Source organism: Domibacillus sp. DTU_2020_1001157_1_SI_ALB_TIR_016 (assembly GCF_032341995.1).
Lineage (GTDB): Bacteria > Bacillota > Bacilli > Bacillales > Domibacillaceae > Domibacillus > Domibacillus indicus_A.
On the sequence record NZ_CP135439.1, the window covers coordinates 622037 to 641794 of the forward strand.

At 46.7% G+C, this 19758-nt stretch carries 19 protein-coding genes; 16 read left to right on the plus strand and 3 right to left on the minus strand.

The features are described 5' to 3' along the window. Window positions 1-67: 67 nt before the first annotated feature. Both pruA and RRU94_RS10940 read right to left on the minus strand, forming a co-directional pair. Window positions 68-1609: an L-glutamate gamma-semialdehyde dehydrogenase gene (gene pruA / locus RRU94_RS10935; protein ID WP_315694296.1), complete on the minus strand. Its 1542-nt coding sequence runs from the start codon at window positions 1607-1609 to the stop codon at window positions 68-70. Window positions 1610-1628: 19 nt separating this feature from the next. Then, window positions 1629-2546, minus strand: coding sequence for a proline dehydrogenase (locus tag RRU94_RS10940; RefSeq protein WP_315694298.1), 918 nt, complete (start codon window positions 2544-2546; stop codon window positions 1629-1631). 185 nt (window positions 2547-2731) lie between these two features. Between RRU94_RS10940 and recQ the strand changes: the two genes are divergently transcribed. The 13 genes from recQ to prfB all read left to right on the plus strand — a co-directional run bounded on the left by recQ (window position 2732) and on the right by prfB (window position 16905). Continuing rightward, window positions 2732-4858, plus strand: coding sequence for a DNA helicase RecQ (recQ, locus tag RRU94_RS10945; RefSeq protein ID WP_315694300.1), 2127 nt, complete (start codon window positions 2732-2734; stop codon window positions 4856-4858). Further along, window positions 4851-5789 carry a RecB family exonuclease gene (locus RRU94_RS10950; protein WP_315694302.1) on the plus strand — a complete coding sequence of 313 codons (939 nt, stop codon included), beginning with the start codon at window positions 4851-4853 and terminating at the stop codon, window positions 5787-5789. The genes recQ and RRU94_RS10950 overlap by 8 nt, the downstream gene beginning before the upstream one ends. Before the next feature lie 73 nt (window positions 5790-5862). Continuing rightward, window positions 5863-6333 carry a TspO/MBR family protein gene (locus RRU94_RS10955; protein WP_315694304.1) on the plus strand — a complete coding sequence of 157 codons (471 nt, stop codon included), beginning with the start codon at window positions 5863-5865 and terminating at the stop codon, window positions 6331-6333. Between the two features lie 75 nt (window positions 6334-6408). Beyond that, window positions 6409-6825 (plus strand): MarR family winged helix-turn-helix transcriptional regulator, encoded by a 417-nt coding sequence (locus tag RRU94_RS10960; protein WP_315694306.1) that lies wholly within the window; start codon window positions 6409-6411, stop codon window positions 6823-6825. A gap of 10 nt (window positions 6826-6835) precedes the next feature. Next, complete coding sequence (locus RRU94_RS10965; protein WP_410493012.1) at window positions 6836-7816, plus strand: ring-cleaving dioxygenase; 981 nt, start codon at window positions 6836-6838, stop codon at window positions 7814-7816. A 162-nt stretch (window positions 7817-7978) separates the two neighbouring features. Next, window positions 7979-8329, plus strand: a complete 351-nt coding sequence (gene flaG / locus RRU94_RS10970) for a flagellar protein FlaG (RefSeq protein WP_315694307.1) — start codon at window positions 7979-7981, stop codon at window positions 8327-8329. A gap of 13 nt (window positions 8330-8342) precedes the next feature. Next, window positions 8343-10409 (plus strand): flagellar filament capping protein FliD, encoded by a 2067-nt coding sequence (fliD, locus tag RRU94_RS10975; protein ID WP_315694308.1) that lies wholly within the window; start codon window positions 8343-8345, stop codon window positions 10407-10409. A gap of 21 nt (window positions 10410-10430) precedes the next feature. Beyond that, window positions 10431-10835 carry a flagellar export chaperone FliS gene (gene fliS, locus RRU94_RS10980; RefSeq protein WP_315694309.1) on the plus strand — a complete coding sequence of 135 codons (405 nt, stop codon included), beginning with the start codon at window positions 10431-10433 and terminating at the stop codon, window positions 10833-10835. Then, window positions 10835-11179 (plus strand): flagellar protein FliT, encoded by a 345-nt coding sequence (locus RRU94_RS10985; protein ID WP_315694310.1) that lies wholly within the window; start codon window positions 10835-10837, stop codon window positions 11177-11179. The genes fliS and RRU94_RS10985 overlap by 1 nt, the downstream gene beginning before the upstream one ends. A gap of 141 nt (window positions 11180-11320) precedes the next feature. Continuing rightward, the gene (gene hpf, locus RRU94_RS10990; RefSeq protein WP_309091183.1) at window positions 11321-11872 is read left to right on the plus strand and encodes a ribosome hibernation-promoting factor, HPF/YfiA family; all 552 of its coding nucleotides are present in this window, start codon (window positions 11321-11323) and stop codon (window positions 11870-11872) included. A gap of 220 nt (window positions 11873-12092) precedes the next feature. Next, window positions 12093-13142: an SEC-C metal-binding domain-containing protein gene (locus RRU94_RS10995; protein WP_315694311.1), complete on the plus strand. Its 1050-nt coding sequence runs from the start codon at window positions 12093-12095 to the stop codon at window positions 13140-13142. A 95-nt stretch (window positions 13143-13237) separates the two neighbouring features. After that, window positions 13238-15748 (plus strand): preprotein translocase subunit SecA, encoded by a 2511-nt coding sequence (secA, locus tag RRU94_RS11000; RefSeq protein WP_315694312.1) that lies wholly within the window; start codon window positions 13238-13240, stop codon window positions 15746-15748. A gap of 58 nt (window positions 15749-15806) precedes the next feature. Further along, a protein-coding gene (gene prfB, locus RRU94_RS11005; protein ID WP_315694313.1) for a peptide chain release factor 2 occupies window positions 15807-16905 on the plus strand; the annotation gives its coding sequence in 2 pieces (ribosomal slippage) (window positions 15807-15878 and window positions 15880-16905; 1098 coding nt in all). 45 nt (window positions 16906-16950) lie between these two features. On the opposite strand, the gene RRU94_RS11010 is transcribed toward prfB, so the two are convergent. Continuing rightward, window positions 16951-17937: a M23 family metallopeptidase gene (locus RRU94_RS11010; RefSeq protein ID WP_315694314.1), complete on the minus strand. Its 987-nt coding sequence runs from the start codon at window positions 17935-17937 to the stop codon at window positions 16951-16953. Window positions 17938-18090: 153 nt separating this feature from the next. Here RRU94_RS11010 and spoVAC point away from each other — a divergent pair, with 153 nt between their 5' ends. From spoVAC to RRU94_RS11025, 3 genes are read left to right on the plus strand one after another with little or no spacing between them, the layout of a single operon-like run. Further along, window positions 18091-18564, plus strand: coding sequence for a stage V sporulation protein AC (gene spoVAC / locus RRU94_RS11015; protein WP_315694316.1), 474 nt, complete (start codon window positions 18091-18093; stop codon window positions 18562-18564). After that, window positions 18564-19574, plus strand: a complete 1011-nt coding sequence (gene spoVAD, locus RRU94_RS11020; RefSeq protein ID WP_315694318.1) for a stage V sporulation protein AD — start codon at window positions 18564-18566, stop codon at window positions 19572-19574. Before spoVAC ends, spoVAD begins: the two co-directional genes overlap by 1 nt. Then, the gene (locus tag RRU94_RS11025; protein ID WP_315694319.1) at window positions 19571-19747 is read left to right on the plus strand and encodes a hypothetical protein; all 177 of its coding nucleotides are present in this window, start codon (window positions 19571-19573) and stop codon (window positions 19745-19747) included. Before spoVAD ends, RRU94_RS11025 begins: the two co-directional genes overlap by 4 nt. Window positions 19748-19758: the final 11 nt, after the last annotated feature.

The window sequence follows — 19758 nt, forward strand, 5'->3', positions numbered from 1 at the left end:
AACGATTCTTTATTAAACAAGAGGCGTCTCTTAAGCTGGCGTGGCAGCTTAAGAGACAGCCTCCTTTTTAAAGCATTTCGGATGTTGTTTTTGCCTGCATGTGAAGCTGGAGATAATCCGGGCCGCCGGCTTTTGAGTCCGTACCGGACATGTTAAAGCCGCCAAATGGCTGGTAACCGACAATCGCGCCTGTACAGCCGCGGTTAAAGTACAAGTTGCCAACATGAAATTCTTCGCGTGCTTTTTCCATGTTAAAGCGGTTTTTCGTAATAACCGCACCCGTTAAGCCGTAATCGGTGTTGTTCGCAATTTCGAGTGCTTCATCGAAATCCTTCGCTTTCGCAAACGCCACGACCGGTCCAAAGATTTCTTCCTGCATCAAACGGGCATTTGGCGCTACATCAGCAACAATCGTTGGCTGAATAAAGTAGCCTGTTTCATTGTCGCCGCTTCCACCCGCCACAATGCGTCCTTCTTCTTCACCAATTTTAACATAACTCATTATTTTGTCATATGCCGATTGATCAATAACTGGTCCGACAAAATGGTTATCGACGGGGTTGCCGACAGTCAGGTCATTTGTCAGCGCAATCGCTTTTTCGAGCACTTCATCATATACGTCTTCTACAATGACTGCACGGGAGCAGGCTGAACATTTTTGTCCGGCAAAGCCGAATGCAGATTGGACGATGGACTGGGCAGCAAGATCAAGATCTGCTTCTTTATCTACGACAATCGTATCTTTACCGCCCATTTCAGCGATCAGGCGCTTCATCCATTTTTGGCCTTCGCCGACTTTGGACGCCCGTTCAAAAATACGCAGGCCAACGTCACGTGAACCTGTAAAAGTAATAAAGCGGGTTTGTGGATGATCCACAAGATAGTCGCCGACTTCCGCGCCGCTGCCCGGTACAAAGTTCACGACACCCGGCGGGAGGCCCGCTTCTTCCAGCACTTCCACAAAACGAGCTGCTACAACAGGCGTTGTAGAGGCCGGTTTTAAAAGAATCGTGTTGCCCGTTACGATGGAAGCAACGGCTGTGCCGGCCATAATGGCAAACGGGAAGTTCCACGGTGAGATGACGATCCCGACACCAAGCGGAATATAGCTGTACCGGTTAAATTCACCCGGACGGCTCAGCACTGGCGCGCCGTTTTTTAGCTCAATCATTTGCCGGCCGTAGTATTCCATAAAGTCAATGGCTTCAGCGGTATCAATATCCGCTTCGCGCCAAGGCTTGCCGGCTTCTTTTGTTAAAAGGGCAGAGAACTCGTGGCGGCGTCTGCGGACGATTGCTGCTGCTTTAAACAGAACATCTGCACGAATTTCCGGGGCCGTTTTCTTCCACGTTTGGAACGCTTCAGATGCTGCCTGCATCGCTTTTTCAGCAAGAGCCTGGTCTGCTTTCGATACGGAGCCGATCACCTGATTCTTGTCAGCCGGATTATAAGAGACGATTTTATTTTCTGTCGTAATGCGTTCACCGCCAATAATGAGCGGATAATGGCCGCCGAGGCTGCTTTCTACTGCATCCAATGCTTTTTTATATGCAGCCTGGTTCGTTTCTTTTGAAAAATCAGTAAAAGGTTCGTGTTTGTATGGAATCATGAGGTTCGCTCCTTATTATTTATTTTTTCGTCATGCCTTTAAAAGCAAAGGCGATATTTGCCGGCCGTTCCGCCAGCCGTCTCATAAAATAGCCGTACCAGTCCATGCCGTATGGCACGTAAACACGGACGCGGTAGCCCTGTTTCACTAGTTCCTGCTGCAAAGAAGTGCGCATGCCGTACAGCATTTGAAATTCAAACTGTTCAAGCGGAATCTTGTGTTTGCGCTGCATCGCTTTTGTAAATTCGATCATGTTTTCGTCATGTGAAGCGATGGCTGTGTAATTGCCAGCCAGCAGGCTTTGTTCGATCAGTCTCATATAGTTTGTGTCCACATCTGCTTTGTCCGGATAAGCATGTTCCGGGCTTTCCTTATAAGCACCTTTTACGAGGCGGAGGAAAGGATTTAGGCGGCTGAGCTCTTTTAAATCCTGCTCAGTCCGATATAAATAAGCCTGTAGCACGGTACTGACATTTTTGTATTGCTTCTTAAACTGCTTGAACAGTTCAAGCGTTGCCCCGCAGCGGGTAACATCTTCCATGTCAATGGTAACCATGATATCGAGTTTTTCTGCTTCATCTAAAATGCGGGTCATGTTCGCAACAACCAGCTCCCGATCAATATCAAGGCCGAGTGAGGTCATTTTCAATGAAACTTGAGAATCAAGTCCTTCTCTATGAATCATGCGAATCGTTTCGATGCATTCTTCTGTCCGCTCAGCTGCTACCTGTGGAGAATCAACAAATTCACCAAGGTGGTCAACCGTTACCGACAATCCCTGCTCGTTTAACTCTTTAATATAGGCGATAGAGCTGGCAAAGTCCGTCCCGCCAATGATTTTGCCGGCTGCAAAGTTACTGCCGCGGTTTTGTGCCAAATGATTTAATGTTTTATTTTTAGAAAGAAAAAGAAAGAAATCTCTCGTAACCGCTTCCATGAAAAGCACCTCCTAAAAGGAATGTTATCTTGTTACTAGTGTATGCGGATTTGATTTCAGGAACAATGTTCACAGAAACTAAAAATGTAAACGCTTCATTGTCGGTAAGTGACAATAAAGTGGACAGGCTTCTTCGTTTCTCGATCATATGTGCTAAAATGAAAGAAAAACAAAGAGGTGTTTGCATGCTGGAAGAGGCACGCAGCTTTTTGCAGTCGCATTTCGGCTATGATTCATTCCGGACGGGCCAGGAGCAGGCAATAACCAACGTATTAAGCGGTGAAAATACGATTTGTGTGATGCCGACAGGCGGAGGGAAGTCGCTCTGTTATCAGATCCCGGCGCTTGTCCTGGAAGGAACAACGATTGTGGTCTCGCCGCTTATTTCCTTAATGAAGGATCAAGTTGATACGCTGCTTGCGGCAGGAATCCCGGCGGCATATATTAACAGCACGATGACGGGTGCAGATATATATGAAACCATCAAAGCGGCGCGAAACGGAGAATACAAGCTGCTTTATATAGCGCCGGAACGGCTTGAATCGTATTCGTTTATTGAAGATTTAAAGGAGCTGACGGTACCGCTGATCGCTGTGGACGAGGCGCACTGTATTTCGCAGTGGGGGCATGATTTCCGGCCAAGCTACCGCCATATTCAGCGGATGACCGAGCTGTTTCCAAACAATCCTGTTGTGCTTGCGCTGACTGCGACGGCTACGCCGCATGTGCGCGAGGATATTTGCCGTCTTCTTTCTATTGAAGAGGAAAATACGGTTATTACCGGATTTGAACGGAAGAACCTATCATTTTCTGTCGTTCAAGGACAAGACCGGAACAGCTTTTTAAAAGACTATTTAAAGAAAAACGAAAAGGAATCAGGCATTATTTATGCCGCGACCCGGAAAACGGTCGACGGGCTACATGAACGCCTGCAGCGGGCGGGCATTTCCGTTGCCCGTTATCACGGCGGAATGAGCGATGTGGAGCGGGCACGGGAGCAGGACCGGTTTTTAGCAGATGAAGCAACCGTAATGGTCGCCACCAATGCATTTGGGATGGGGATTGATAAGTCTAACATCCGCTACGTCATTCATTACCAGCTGCCTAAAAATATGGAAAGCTATTATCAGGAGGCCGGCCGTGCAGGGCGTGATGGCCTTGACAGTGAGTGTATTGTGCTTTATTCGTCGCAGGATGTACAGACACAGCGCTTTTTAATTGACCAGGCGCTTGAACGCGACCGCATTCCGCAGGAGCTTGAAAAACTGCAGGGCATGGTGGATTACTGCCATACAGAAAAATGCCTGCAGCAATTTATTGTGGCGTATTTTGGTGATCCAGGTGCCAAGCCGTGCGGCCGCTGCGGCAACTGCACCGATTCACGCAGCAGTGTCGATGTAACAAAAGAAGCGCAAATGGTGCTTTCCTGCGTAATCCGGATGGGACAGCGGTTTGGTAAGGCGATGACAGCACAGGTGCTCACAGGGTCACGCAATAAAAAACTGATCGAGTTCGGTTTTGACAGCTTGTCTACTTACGGTATTTTAAAGCAGCAAAGCGTGAAGGATGTAACTAACTTTATTGAGTTTTTAATTTCGCAGGAGCTGATCGGCGTCGAACAAAAACAGTTTCCGACCATTTTTGTGACCGAGCAGGGACGGGAGGTTTTGCTGGGCAGGGAGACCGTGATGCGCAAGGAAGCGGTACAAACGAAAAAAATTGCCGCAGACGACCCGCTGTTCGATGTACTCCGTGCGCTTCGTAAGAATATTGCGGAGGAAGCGGGCGTACCGCCATTTGTTATTTTTTCGGATAACACACTTCACGATATGTGTGCCAAGCTGCCAATGGATGAAGAAGATTTTCTTTCTGTCAGCGGCGTCGGAGAAAGCAAAATGGCGAAATACGGAGCTGCATTTTTAACTGCAATCAAAGCGTACACAGAAGAAAACCCGGATCGGCAAAGAGACTTGATCACTGAGTCCGCCGCAGCCGCTCCAAAGAAAAAATCGGTTAACTCCTATTTAGATACACTCCAGCTGCATCAAAAAGGAATGGCTGCCGAAGCGATTGCAGCGGAACGAAACCTGACAGTCGGAACGGTCGAAAATCATTTGATTCAGTGCATGGAAGAAGGACTTGATGTGAATCTCGGTCTGCTTGTGCCGGTTCATCATCATGAAGTGCTTAAGCGGGCTGTTGAAGAAGCAGGAGCGGACCGGCTGAAGCCGATTAAAGAGCAGGTGCCGGAAGAAGTAACCTATGGCATGATCAAAGCGTTTTTAGAGATGCGGAGGCGGAATCATGTTTGAGGTCAAAGCGTTTCCTGAATTCTCCTGGTCATTTTCACGGCATAAAACGCTGATGACGTGCGCACGGAAATATGCGTATGAGTATTACGCCGGCCATAACGGCTGGCTGTATGATGCAGATGAAGCAGCCAGGCACGTATACCGGCTGAAGAAGCTGAAAAACGTGCCGATTGCATTTGGACAAATTGTGCATGAACTGGCAGAACGAGCACTCCGTATGTTTCTTAACCATGGCTACGTCATGACCGAAGCAGAGCTTGTGGGGGAAGCAAGAAAGATGCTGAACCAGGCGTACCTCGATTCCCGCGACCGAAAGCAGCAGTGGCTGCAAAAGCCTGCCCGCTTTCATATGCTGTACGACATGTATTATGAAGGCGAACTGAACCGGATGGAAGCAGAAGAATACCGACGCCGCTTGCCCATTGTATTCCAGAACTTTCTGGCGAGTAAATCCTTTGGCGATATTACCGGCCGCCCGCAGACGATGCAATTTCAGCAGGCGGAGGAATTCCGCTTTATGACCGTTGACGGTGTGAAAATTTTTGTCGTGATGGATTTGTTATACCGCGACTTAGAAACGGATAAATGGGTGATTGTCGATTGGAAAACCGGTAAAGAAGCGGAAGATGACCGGAGCCAGCTGGCACTTTATGCGTATTATTTGATGCAAAAATACGATGCACGGGTGGAAGATATTCAAATCCGCAATGAATACGTGCTGACCGGCGTGCAAAAATCATACACGCTCAGTGAAGGGGATATTACGCTCATGCTGGAGAAAATGAAGCAGAGTGTCCACATGATGCGCCGCTATCAGCTTGATATTTTGTCAAACGAGCCGGCTGAACTCGATGATTTCCCACGGACTTCTTATGAGCAGCGCTGCCAGATGTGTAATTATAAAGAGGTTTGTCTTGCACCGTCGTCTTAGACGGTGTTTTTTTTTGTTTTAAAAAGAGGGGCAGCGGCAAAATAAAAGTATACTGAGTAAAGGAGTTTTGCCAATGAACGTGTTAAACGGAAAAAAATTGGCCGCCAGTGTCCTGCTGCCCGTTGTCGGCGGATCGACTATAGGTGCAGTCGCCAATCGAAATACGAGAGAAGATTACCAGCAGTTGAAAAAGCCGTCCTTTTCACCGCCGGGCTGGGTATTCCCGGTTGTATGGACCGGACTTTACACAGCCATGGGCATTGCGAAATACCGGGCATCCGTCCGGAAACCGACAACAGCGCTTCCTTACAACATTCAGCTCGGGCTGAACTTTTTATGGTCATTTTTATTTTTTCGGTGGGGATTGCGCGGCACTGCTTTTGTGGAGATTGCCCTTATGCTCGGCGCCATTACATGGACCACCTATGAATTTTACCAGGCTGACGCTGTAGCGGGTACGCTCATGATACCGTACGCGGCCTGGGTCGCATTTGCGCTTGGGCTGAATTATTCTATTTGGTCGTTAAATAAAGTTCACTCGTAACAGGTGAGCTTTTTTCTTGATCGATTATCAGTTTAGTATTAAATTGATTATACCAAATGAGAGGAAGTGAGACGGATGCAGAAACGGGAGCGGATGATCAGCATTCTGGCCTGGTTTCGGCTGTCACGCTTTTACAATGAAAGCATCCGCAAGTCTAATCAGCATTTAAAAAAATGGGGACTCTCCGCTGCGCAGTTTGATGCACTGGCTCAAATTAGGACGAGCGGCCGTATCTGCCAGCAGGATCTGGCGGAAAAGCTTCTGGTCACAAAAGGCAATGTTACGCATATGCTCTCGAAAATGGAAAAGCTAGGCTGGGTCATAAGAGAGCGCGAATGGAAAACAAAATATATTACGCTGACCGAAGCCGGCAGATCACTCTTGGATGAAGTGCTGCCGGCACAGGAACAATTTCAAGCGGACCAATTCGGAAAGCTTTCTATAGAAGAAAAGAAACAGCTGCTTGAGCTGCTGAAGAAAATTCAGTCATAAAAAGGAGAGAATGAAAATCGAGTTTAAAGGTATTCATCACGTATCAGCTATTACAGCGAATGCAGCCCGAAATGTGACGTTCTATACGGAAATACTGGGGATGCGTTTAATTAAGAAAACGGTCAATCAAGATGAAACGTCGATGTATCACTTGTTTTACGGCGATGAAAGAGGAAACCCGGGGACGGAGCTGACGTTTTTTGAAATTCCAATGGCCGCCCCGAACCGGAACGGAAACAATTCTATTTCGGGTCTTTCTCTCCGCGTGCCGAACGATGCAGCATTCGATTATTGGCAAATCCGGTTTGACGAATTTGGTGTTAAGCATCAAGCTATCATTGATCAAGGCGGCCGGAAAGCACTCCCTTTCCAGGATTTCGAAGGACAGCGGTTTTTCCTTGTGTCGGATGAAGGAAACGAGGGTGTCGCCGGCGGCATACCGTGGGAGAAAAGCCCGGTGCCGACTGAGGTTGGAATTATTGGGCTCGGACCGGTTCATTTAACTGTGCCTACTGCAGAACCAACTGCTGCTGCGTTAACTGAACTGATGGGTTTCCGCGAAGTGAAACGATATCCATCGCCTGTAGAAGGACAGCCGGACGTCATTGTATTTGAAACAGGTGAAGGCGGCACAGGAGCAGAAGTGCATGTAGAGGAGAGAAACGATCTTGCGCCCGAACGGCCAGGACGCGGCGGTGTTCACCATGTTGCTTTTCGGGTGGAGGATGAAGAAGAACTGCGTCAATGGATCGCGCGTGTTCGTGAAGCGCGAATCGGCAATTCTGGATTTGTGGACCGCTTTTACTTTAAATCTCTTTATTTCCGCGAACCGAACCGTATCCTGTTTGAAGTGGCTACCGACGGCCCTGGCTTTGATACAGATGAAGAGTTGGAGCACCTCGGTGAATCGCTCGCACTGCCGCCATTTTTAGAGCCGCAGCGTGAAGAGATTGAAGCACGCTTAAAGCCGCTGCCAGTTACATTTTCATAATGGAAAAGCCTTTCTTCCCCTACATGCCGGGAAGGAAGGCTTTTTTGCGTACAACAGATGTCAATGTTTTGTAAAATCAGACGAATTGTCCAAATTTTTCTTAACAAAAAATAGAATGCGCCGATATAAAGAAAAGAAAATGTGCATGAAGGAGGCAAAACGATGGTTGACCGTATAGGCGAAAGTACAATACCAGCAACAGCCAAACCAATTGAAGCAAATGAAACAAAAGCAGTGGAAGCAGAGCAGAAGCCTGCAGCAGAAGCGGCTGAGCCGAGCACTCCGGTAAGGGAGGAGGAGCTGCAAAAATTTGCGGATCAGGTCAACACATTTTTACAGCCAACCCAGACGCACGTTCAATTTGAATACCATGATGAACTGCAGGAATATTACGCGGTGATCGTGGATAACAACTCAGGTGAAATCATTAAAGAAATTCCATCGAAAAAAATATTGGACATGTATGCGGCAATGACCCAATTTATCGGCTTGTTTGTCGATAAAAAAGCGTAGGGAGGACAAGATTATGGTGCTTCGCGTAGGCGGAATGGCCAGTGGCATGGACACTGAGTCGATTATTAAAGACTTAATGAAAGCAGAGCGGATACCGCTTGATAAATTAAAACAGAAAAAGCAAACTTTAGAATGGCAGCGGGACGATTACCGGGCAATGAATACCCTGCTTCTTGATTTTCGCTCCGAATTAACGAATATGAGATTAACAACCAAGTATCGTGCTCGGACGGTTACATCTTCTGATGACACTAAAGTAACAGCCACGGCATCTAGTGCCGCTTCTCAAGCTTCTTACTCAGTTACACAGGTTGATAAGCTAGCGACAGCAGCACGGCAGACTGTTTCATCTATTGGGAAAGTGGAGTCTACTAAAACACTTGAAAGCCAAGAAGCAAATTTCACCCAAGATGTTGCATTAACTACTCAAACAGAAACTTTTGCAACTGCGCCATCCACTTGGCAGCTTGGAAAGACAAACCTGACCGAAACTGATTTCAAACTGACTGTTGATGGAACTGTCTACCAACTTGAGCCGGGAACCGCTGATGCTAACGGAGATTACAGTTTAAAAGACAGCTTAGGGACACAAATCGGAACTGTCAATTTGGCCAGCGGTGTTGTGAAATTTGACACACCTACGGATTTAGACGGGAAAACCGTAACAGCTGAGTATAAAAAATCAGCTTTTGCCTGGAAAACAGGTGGAGTAGGAAGTCAATCATTAGTCGGAACTGGAACAAATACAGTTAGCTTAACACTAGCAACAGGAGTAAATATTAATACTGCCGAGAGAGAAGCTATGACTGTTAAAGTAAACGGCAAAGCTTATACATTAGTTGACAAAGCTCAAGCAGACCTCCTGGACAATGAAGTAGCTATCTCAAGTGAAGGCATTCTTTCATTTAAAAATAATATTGCGGCTACTGATACTGTCAGCGCAAACTATATTACCAATGAGTCAACCAAGAAATATGCAGATTTTTCTATTGAATCAGCTTCCTTGAACAACACTTCTTTAAAAGAAAAATTTCTTATTCAATCGACAGATACGTTAGATCAAGTAATCGAGATGGTGAATAAATCAAAAGCTGGCGTATCGATGTTTTATGACTCATTTACGGGAGGAATGTCGTTAACACGCACAGAAACTGGTAATTTTAATTCGACAGGAAAAGAAATAAGTGTTACTGGTGATTTTGCTACAAAAATGTTGCTTTTAGGCGGGACAGAAACAGGCGGCGAGAATGCTAAATTTGTTATTAATGGCCTTGCCACAGAACGTTCTTCCAATACGTTTGACATGAATGGAGTAAATATCACGCTAAAAAAAGAATTTACTAGCGCTGAAGGAGCAGCTTCCCTTTCCATTAGTAATGATGGAAATGCAGTTTTTGAAAACATTAAATCATTCGTAGACAAATACAATGAGCTTATTGGCAAAATAAGCAAAAAGACATCTGAAGAGCGCTACCGTACCTATACGCCTCTTACTGATGAGCAGAGAGAATCATTAAGTGAAAAGCAACAAGAGCAATGGGAAGAAAAAGCAAAAAGCGGGCTGCTTAGACGGGACACTATTTTAAGCGGAGTTCTTTCTTCAATGCGAAGCAACTTTTCACAGCCGGTATCAAACAGTGATACAGACCCGCTTTTCAATCAGCTGGCGTCTATTGGCATCACAACAACTAAAAATTATCTTGAGGGCGGAAAGTTAGAGATTTCAGAGTCAAAATTAAAAGAGGCCATTAATAATAATCCAGACGCAGTCGAAGCTTTATTCCGTGGTGGAGGCGAAGCAACTTCCATTGGTGAAAAAGGCATTATCCATCGCCTGTACAGTACAGTTAATGAAACAATGGATAAATTAAAAGATCGAGCAGGCAACTCACTGTCAAGTAATCAACAGTTTACTTTGGGACGACAATTAACAACAGTTGATGATAGCATTACTCGGTTTGAAGGCCGGTTGACCCAGGTAGAAGACCGGTACTGGAAGCAGTTCACGGCTATGGAAAAAGCGATTCAAAATGCAAATACGCAATCTTCTTATTTGATGCAGCAGTTTAGCAGTTATTAATAAAAAAGGAGTGACCCTCTAGTGGCAATCAATAATCCGCATCAGGCTTATGCGAATAACTCAGTTAATACAGCATCCCCTGGTGAATTAACATTAATGCTATACAATGGATGCTTGAAATTTATTCATTTAGCTGAACGTGCAATAAAGGAAAACAATATTGAACAAAAAAATATAAACGTACAAAAAGCACAGGCGATTATCCGTGAATTGAGTATTACGCTTAAAACGAATACAGAGCTCGCAAGAAACATGCTCGCCCTTTACGAGTTTATGAATGAACGCCTTGTCCAAGCGAATATCAAAAACGACCCGGCTATCCTAAAAGAAGTAGAAGGATTTGTCGTCGAATTCCGTGATGCGTGGAAGCAAGTTATCCAGGAAAACCGCCGCATGCAGCAAGTTGGTGCGGGCGGCCGGGTGTAATGACGCCGGTTCATGACTGTCATAAAATGACGAAAAGGCTGCTTGATCTGCTTGAGGCAGCAAATGAGGATCGTGACAGTCAAATTCAAGATGTTGAAGAGCTGCTGGACCAGCGCGGTGACATTCTTCCAAACATTCAGCCGCCTTTTACGGAGGAAGAGCAAAAGCTTGGGCGCGAGATTCATTTAATGAACCAGGAAATTGAACAGCACCTGCAAAAGCTGAGCCGGGCTGTTAAAGAAGATTTACAGGAAGTAAAAGTGAAAAAGAAGACGATGAGCAAGTATGCAAATCCGTATGAAGCGCTGCAGACAGATGGTGTATTTTACGATAAACGCAATTAATCCGGTGCCACTCAAGCCCGGATTTTTTCTTGATAAAAGTTTTTTGAAAATTCGACAAATTTTTTCGTGGATTAAGGAGGATTCTAAAGGGTACATAAAGAATATAGAAGTATAGCAATTAGTTGAAGGAGGAGTTCTAGCATGATGAACTATAACATTCGCGGTGAAAATATTGAAGTGACTCCGGCTATTCGTGAGTATGTAGAGAAAAAGATCAGTAAGCTTGAGCGCTATTTCACCGAAACTCCTAATGCGAATGTACACGTGAACTTAAAAACGTACAATAACACAAACGCAAAAGTAGAAGTGACGATCCCGATGAAAAATCTCGTTCTTCGCGCAGAGGAACGTAATCCGGATCTATATGCAGCAGTTGATTTAATTACAGATAAACTAGAGCGCCAGATTCGCAAACATAAAACGAAAGTAAACCGCAAGTTCCGTGAAAAAGGTGAGCCGCAGGATTATTTCGCGGTGCAGGCTGACAGCGTGGCTGTAGAAGAAGAGCAGGACGATCTGCAGGTTGTCCGGACAAAACAAATTGACTTGAAGCCGATGGATTCAGAAGAAGCGGTTCTGCAAATGAATCTGCTGGGCCATAACTTCTTTATTTACACAGATGCTGAAACAGATGGCACAAACATTGTGTACAAACGAAGTGACGGCAAATATGGCTTAATTGAAACCAACTAATCTTTTTCTTATGTATTAAGAAAGCCGGCTGGTAACTGCTTGTCTTTTAAGGCACAAAGCGAGTGACCATCCGGATCAGGAGCATCGGAGCCGGCAGATACCAGCAGCCGAGCATGTATGAGCACCCTAAGAAGTCCGCAGAATACGCGGGCTTCTTTTTTGTATGTGCGATTCATGATATGATAAAGAGCGTGACTTTGCACGAGGAGGAAAAAAGAAGATGTCAATTGGACGAAATGATCCGTGCCTATGCGGCAGCGGAAGAAAATATAAAAAATGCTGCGGAAAAAGAGAAGGAGCGGCGATTGTACCGGTTTTGGTAGAAGAAGCGAGTGCGATTCAGCGTGAATTGATCGATTATGCAATGGAAAATCATTCAGCGATGCTGAAAAAAGAGTTTCAGCCGCTGCTTCGGTCAAATGAAACACTGCGTCAAAATGAACAGGTGTTTCTTGTAACGTTTGAAATTTGGGCGATTTTAACCCGGACGATTAAAGAAAACGAGACGATTTTAACGAAATTTGTGAAACGTCGTGTACCGTCTATTTCACGTCAGCGCACAGCGGAAATTGTCTCTTCGTGGGTAGATTACCGCTTTATGGCCGGAGTGATCGAATCATGCGACGGCCCTGTATATCGAGTGCGTGATATTTTAACAGATGAAGTTTATTCTGTACGGGCACTCCGAAGTGTTGATCTTGTCGGCGCGTTTGTGACAGGAGCACTGCTGCCGCATGAATCTGATTATACGTTTTTTATGACAGATTTCCACTTTGAAGCAGCACATGCAGAAGCGATGGCAGCTGCTGTCCGCAATATGTTTAATGAGTCTGCTTTTGAAGATACGCAGGACTTTTTCACACATGACTTTGTCGGTGTAATGGATACATTGTTTGCGGTGTACGAAAAAGGACATGCCGCTGTTGATCTGACGACATTGATGTGGGCAAAAGAAGCGCAAAAGGAAACAGCCGCGCATATGGAAGCTTCGTTTGAACAGGAACAGTATGGGCAGCCTGTAGCTCAAATGGCCGTGCTTCTTTGGAATTACTACTGCTCGAAGGAAGATCCGGCAGTCCGGAAGAAGGAAGTCTTTACTGCTGCCATGATTGCTCTTCTTCAAGCGCACGAACTGCTTGATGTGAAAGAATCAAAGGCAGCGATCGCAAGCCGCTACGGTATTTCTGCTGCAACACTTTCAAAACGGCAGAAGGAAATGGAAGCTGTACTGGAAGAGAAATTGCAGGCAGCGGGAAGCGGGCAAAAATAAACCATATGAGTGTACGCTCACCTTCAGAAGTGGTACTATTAACTAGGAAAAATGCGAAGGTTTTGCCCTGTTGAACCTGAAAAGGAGCGTTTAAAATGGGTTTATTAAATAAAGTGTTTGATGCGAATAAAAAAGAAATAAAAAAACTTGAAAAAACAGCTGTAAAAGTGGAAGCGCTGGCGGATGAAACAGCGGCGCTTTCTGATGCAGCATTAAAAGATAAAACAGAAGAATTCAAACAGCGTTATCAAAAAGGCGAATCGCTTGATGACCTGCTTGTAGAAGCGTTTGCCGTTGTACGGGAAGCCGCGAAGCGTGTGCTTGGCCTTTACCCGTACCGTGTTCAGCTCATGGGGGGAGCCGCCCTTCATGAGGGGAATATCTCTGAAATGAAAACCGGTGAAGGGAAAACGCTGACGGCAACAATGCCGGTTTATTTAAATGCGGTTTCCGGCAAAGGTGTTCATGTTATTACCGTCAATGAATACCTGGCATCCCGTGATGCGGAAGAAATGGGCCGTCTTTACGAGTTTCTTGGCTTAACAGTCGGCTTGAATTTAAACAGCTTGTCGAAAGAGCAGAAAAAAGAAGCGTACGAGTGTGACATTACGTACGGAACAAATAACGAATTTGGCTTTGACTACCTGCGCGACAATATGGTGCTGTACAAAGAGCATAAAGTACAGCGCCCGCTTCACTATGCGGTTATCGATGAAGTGGACTCTATCTTAATCGATGAAGCGCGGACGCCGCTTATCATTTCCGGACAGGCAGCCAAATCAACGCAGCTGTATATCCATGCGTTTTCATTCGTCCGCACGCTGAAAGAAGAAGAAGACTTCACGGTTGATATTAAAACGAAAAGCGTGCTGTTAACCGAAGAAGGAATGACGAAAGCGGAAAAAGCATTCGGCATTGAAAACTTGTTTGACTTGAAGCATGTCGGCTTAAACCATCATATTACACAGGCGTTAAAAGCGCGTGTGACGATGCATCGCGACGTAGATTACGTTGTGCAGGACGGGGAAGTGGTCATCGTTGACCAGTTTACCGGCCGCTTAATGAAAGGGCGCCGTTATTCCGACGGGCTTCATCAAGCAATTGAAGCAAAAGAAGGCGTTCAAATTCAAAATGAAAGCATGACAATGGCGACGATTACGTTCCAGAACTTCTTCCGGATGTATGAAAAGCTTTCCGGTATGACCGGTACGGCCCGCACGGAGGAAGAAGAATTCCGCAACATTTATAATATGCGTGTAGTGGCAATTCCGACAAACCGTCCAATTGCCCGTGATGACCGCGCCGATTTAATTTATGCAACGATGAACGGAAAATTTATGGCTGTTGTGGAAGATATCCATGAGCGCTACCAGAAAAAACAGCCGGTTCTAGTCGGGACAGTGGCGATCGAAACATCTGAGCTTATTTCAGCCCACTTAACGAAAAGAGGCGTTCCGCACAACGTACTGAATGCGAAAAACCACGAGCGGGAAGCAGAAATCATTCAGGATGCCGGACAGCCGGGTGCTGTGACGATTGCAACTAACATGGCTGGACGCGGAACCGATATCAAACTCGGTGAAGGCGTCAAAGAGCTTGGCGGACTGGCTGTTATTGGAACGGAGCGCCATGAATCACGCCGGATTGACAATCAGCTTCGCGGACGCTCCGGCCGTCAGGGCGACCCGGGTGTCACCCAGTTTTATCTGTCAATGGAAGATGAATTGATGCGCCGCTTCGGATCGGATAACATGAAGTCGATGATGGCCAAGCTTGGCATGGACGACACTCAGCCTATTCAAAGCAAGATGGTATCCCGGGCGGTTGAATCTGCGCAAAAACGCGTAGAAGGCAATAACTTTGACGCACGGAAACGTCTTCTTGAATATGATGATGTATTACGCCAGCAGCGTGAAATCATTTACAAGCAGCGTGACGAAGTGCTCGAAGCAGAAAACCTGCGCAGCATTTTAGAAGAAATGGTGACCAAAACAATCGCGGCGACGATTGCGGCACATGCGAACGATGAAGAAGCGGCCGAGCCGTATGACGCAGAAGGCATTGCCGACACGGTAAACGCGAACCTGCTTGAAGAGGGAGCGGTATCAGCGGATGAACTTCGCGGCCAGGACCTGGATACAATCAGCCGCATTATTTCCGACAAAGTCACGGAACGCTACAATGAGCGTGAAGCACAGCTTGGCGCCGAGCAAATGCGTGAATTTGAAAAAGTTGTACTGCTTCGTGCCGTCGATTCAAAATGGATCAATCATATTGATGCGATGGATCAGCTTCGGCAGGGGATTCACCTGCGTGCTTACGGACAGATTGATCCGCTTCGCGAGTATCAAAACGAAGGCTTTGCCATGTTTGAGCAGATGATTGCTGCCATCAACGAAGAAGCCGCCAAGTATGTCATGAAAGCGGAAATCCGCAGCAACCTTGAGCGCCAGGAAGTAGCAAAAGGCCAGGCGGTTAATCCGAAAGAAGAAGAAGCACCGAAGAAGAAAAAACCGCTCCGTAAAGCGCCGGAAATCGGACGCAATGAGCTATGCCCATGCGGCAGCGGCAAAAAGTATAAAAACTGTCACGGACTTCAAGAGTAAAAGGTGCGGTTTAGCCGCACCCAGGCTCTTTTATCAAATTTATTTAGAGGTGGACTAGATGGAACTATTTGAAATTCGCAACACGCTTGACAATTCAGCCGAGAAATTGGCGGACTTCAGGGGGTCTCTTTGACTTAGAAAACAAAGAGGCACGAATGGCAGAGCTTGAAGACCGCATGCTTGACCCTGATTTCTGGAACGACCAGCAGGGCGCGCAGACGGTTATTAACGAATCAAATGCGCTCAAAGAGCTTGTGAACGAATATAAAGATTTAGTAGAAACACAGGAAAATCTTGAAATGACCCACGAGCTGCTAAAAGAAGAAAACGACGCGGATTTGCATGAAGAGCTTGCGAATGAAACGAAAGAATTTCAAACGCGTCTTGAAAATTTTGAGCTTCAGCTTTTGCTGAGCGAACAGCATGATAAAAACAATGCCATTTTAGAGCTTCACCCGGGTGCCGGCGGAACTGAGTCACAGGACTGGGCATCACTTCTGCTGCGGATGTACACACGCTGGGCAGAAAAGCGCGGCTTTAAAGTGGAAACAATTGATTACCTGCCGGGCGATGAAGCTGGCGTTAAAAGTGTAACGCTGCTTATTAAAGGCCATAACGCCTACGGCTATTTAAAAGCGGAAAAAGGCGTTCACCGCCTTGTGCGGATTTCACCATTTGATTCATCAGGCCGCCGCCACACCTCTTTTGTGTCGTGTGAAGTCATGCCGGAATTTAATGAAGAAATCGAAATCGAAATCCGGACAGAAGATTTGAAAATCGATACGTACCGGGCAAGCGGCGCCGGCGGTCAGCACATCAATACAACCGATTCCGCTGTCCGGATTACCCACATCCCGACAGGCGTTGTGGTCACGTGCCAGACAGAGCGTTCGCAAATTAAAAACCGTGAGCATGCGATGAAAATGCTCAAAGGGAAATTGTATCAGCGCCGCTTAGAGGAGCAGGAAGCAGAGCTTGCTGAAATCCGCGGTGAACAAAAAGAAATCGGCTGGGGAAGCCAGATTCGCTCGTATGTATTCCATCCGTATTCCATGGTAAAAGACCACCGGACAAGTGAGGAAACAGGAAACATCCAAGCGGTTATGGATGGCGATCTAGACGCATTTATTAATGCGTACCTTCGCTCCCGCCTGTAAAAAGAAACAAACCACCAGAACCCATTCGGTTCGGTGGTTTTTTTGTTAATTCGACTTTTTCTCAGCTTTTTCCGCCTGTTCCCAGTGGGAAAGAGACGGGTACGGGTCAAATGCCCATTCCATCCGGCCGTTATATTTGTACATCCCGTAATGAAGATGAGGCGGAAACTTGCCGGCTGTGCCTGGCTTACCATAGCCGGAGCTGCCGACGTAACCGACAACCGTGCCTGGTTTAACAATCATGCCTTCTTTTATTCCTTTTTCAAAGCCGGACAGATGGGCAAAATAATGGTACACATTATGGACATCTCGGATGCCGACCCGCCAGCCGCCGTATTCATTCCATCCTTTTATTTCAATGATCCCGTATGTGGTAGCCCGCACAGGGACACCATAAGAAGCAAACAAATCAGTTCCTTCATGCATCCGGCGCCCGCCCCAGCCGCGTTTGTCCCCCCACGTGCTGCGGTAGCTGTAGTTATACCCTAAAGGAAGAGGGAAAGCATGGCCATCCAGCTCAATTGTATCGAAGTGGCGGTACAAAGCGGCAATCGTCATGATCTGTTTCACTGATGCGTCTTTTTTATAATAATCCTTCAATGCTTTTTTAATATCCGATTCCAGATAGCCGTTTTTCGTTAACAGGGTCGCCATTGTAAACAACACATCATCTGGATCATTTGGATCGGCTTTTCCGTCCTGATCGCCATCAAGCCCGCGGCCGCTAAAAAAAGAAATCACAGCGGGTGTCGTTGTTTTTTTCAGCGGGTTCAGCCGTCCAGCCCAGGTGCTGCGCGGAAAATGAATGCTGATTGTGCCGGTTCGGTCAGGCAGGTCATCGCGGACTACTTGAATATTCCGCTCGAATTGGTCAACAGCGGCTAAATAATACCACGGCAGCAGCGTCTGCCGCTCCATTTTTTCGTAATATGCTGCTCTTTCCTCCGTAACGCGCTGTTCCGCGGAAACAGGCATGGCGCTTAAAAAATAAAGGATGAGGCATGCCATCGGCAGCCGGCTCCACTTTGACATTTACACCCCTCCGTTTCTTTACAGCTATATCGTGCCCCAACTTTCTCTCCGTTTGTCCTGTTACTTCTTGGATGAATAAATATGGCTTTTTTTTGTCACGCTATCTATGTTCAAGCAAAAAAATGTGACAGCAACAGAGAAGGACGTGACAACATGGCAAAACAAAAAAATTTAACACAAGAACAGACAGCGTATCAAAAGCTGCAGAAAAAGCGGGAAGCAAAACGTCCGGTTGCGCAAAACTGCCTGCGTGCTTTTTTAGTCGGCGGTCTTATTTGTGTAGTCGGCCAGGCCATTCAATACTTTTATATTTTCTTTTTTAACTTTACGGAGCAGACAGCCGGGAACCCGACAGCCGGCACGATGATTTTTATCGCCATGCTCCTGACCGGGTTTGGCGTTTATGACAGGATCGCTCAATTTGCGGGAGCCGGCTCTGCTGTACCGCTGACCGGATTTGGCAACGCGGTGATTTCAGCTGCCATCGAGCACCGTTCAGAAGGATTTGTGCTTGGGGTCGGCGGCAATATGTTTAAGCTGGCAGGATCGGTTATTTTATTTGGGGTGTTTTCAGCTTTTATCGTCGCCACTATTAAAATTTTATTGATTCAATGGGGTGGTTTGTGATGCAGATGGGGCAGCGCACGTGGGTGTTTGACCAAAAACCGGTGATTGTAGCAACAGGAACCATAGGCGGTCCGTTTGAAGGAAAAGGCCCACTGGCGGATGATTTTGACATGCTGCACGAGGATTTATGGCTTGGGGAAGATTCTTATGAAAAAGCCCACCGGCTCCTGTTTGAGCAGGCGTGTGAAACCGCACTGGCAAAAGGAAGACGCCATAAAGAGCAGGTGCAATATATTTTAGGCGGCGACTTAATTAACCAGATCACGCCGACAAGCCTGGCGAGCCGGTCGATTGGCGCACCGTATCTTGGCTTGTTCAGCGCCTGTGCCACTTCGATGGAAGGACTGGCGCTGGGCGCAATGATTATCAATGCAGGCGGTGCGAATTATGTGATCGCCGGTGCTTCAAGCCATAATGCGGCTGTTGAAAAACAGTTCCGCTATCCAACGGAATATGGCGGTCAAAAGCCGCCGACGTCTCAATGGACCATAACGGGAGCGGGAGCGGCACTTTTAGGAAATGAAGGAAGCGGCCCGAGGGTGACTTCTGCAACGATCGGCAAAGTGATCGATATGGGCCTGACCGATCCGTTTAATATGGGCGGTGCGATGGCTCCGGCCGCAGTCGATACCATTGAAGCGCATTTAAAGGACCGCGGCGTTGATCCTTCGTATTACGACTTAATTGTAACCGGTGATTTGGGCCGAATCGGCCATTCTGTTTCCATGGACTTATTCAAGAAAAATGGCACGCCTGTTAAGGAAGAGCAGTATAAAGACTGCGGCATTATGATTTACAATGAAAGCCAGCCGGTTTATTCAGGCGGCAGCGGCCCGGGCTGTTCAGCTGTAGTCGCGTACGGCCATTTATTGAACGAGATGAGAAAAGGAAAAATCAACCGAATGCTCGTTGTGGCAACCGGCGCCCTTTTATCGCCGCTTACGTACCAGCAGGGTGAGTCCATTCCATGTATTGCCCACGCCGTATCGATTGAGGCTGAAGGGGAATGAAAGTAACAAGTGAAATGGATCAATGCCTGGCCAGCTTAAGAAGCATCCAGTCAAGCCTTTCAACACTTATCATGCTGTCAAAGCGGGAAGATTCCAAAGAGGAGCTGTATGATGCGATCCTGGCTGTCAGGGAAGCAGCAGACGATATACAAAAACGGTTAGAGACGTATTAAGAATGGCGAAA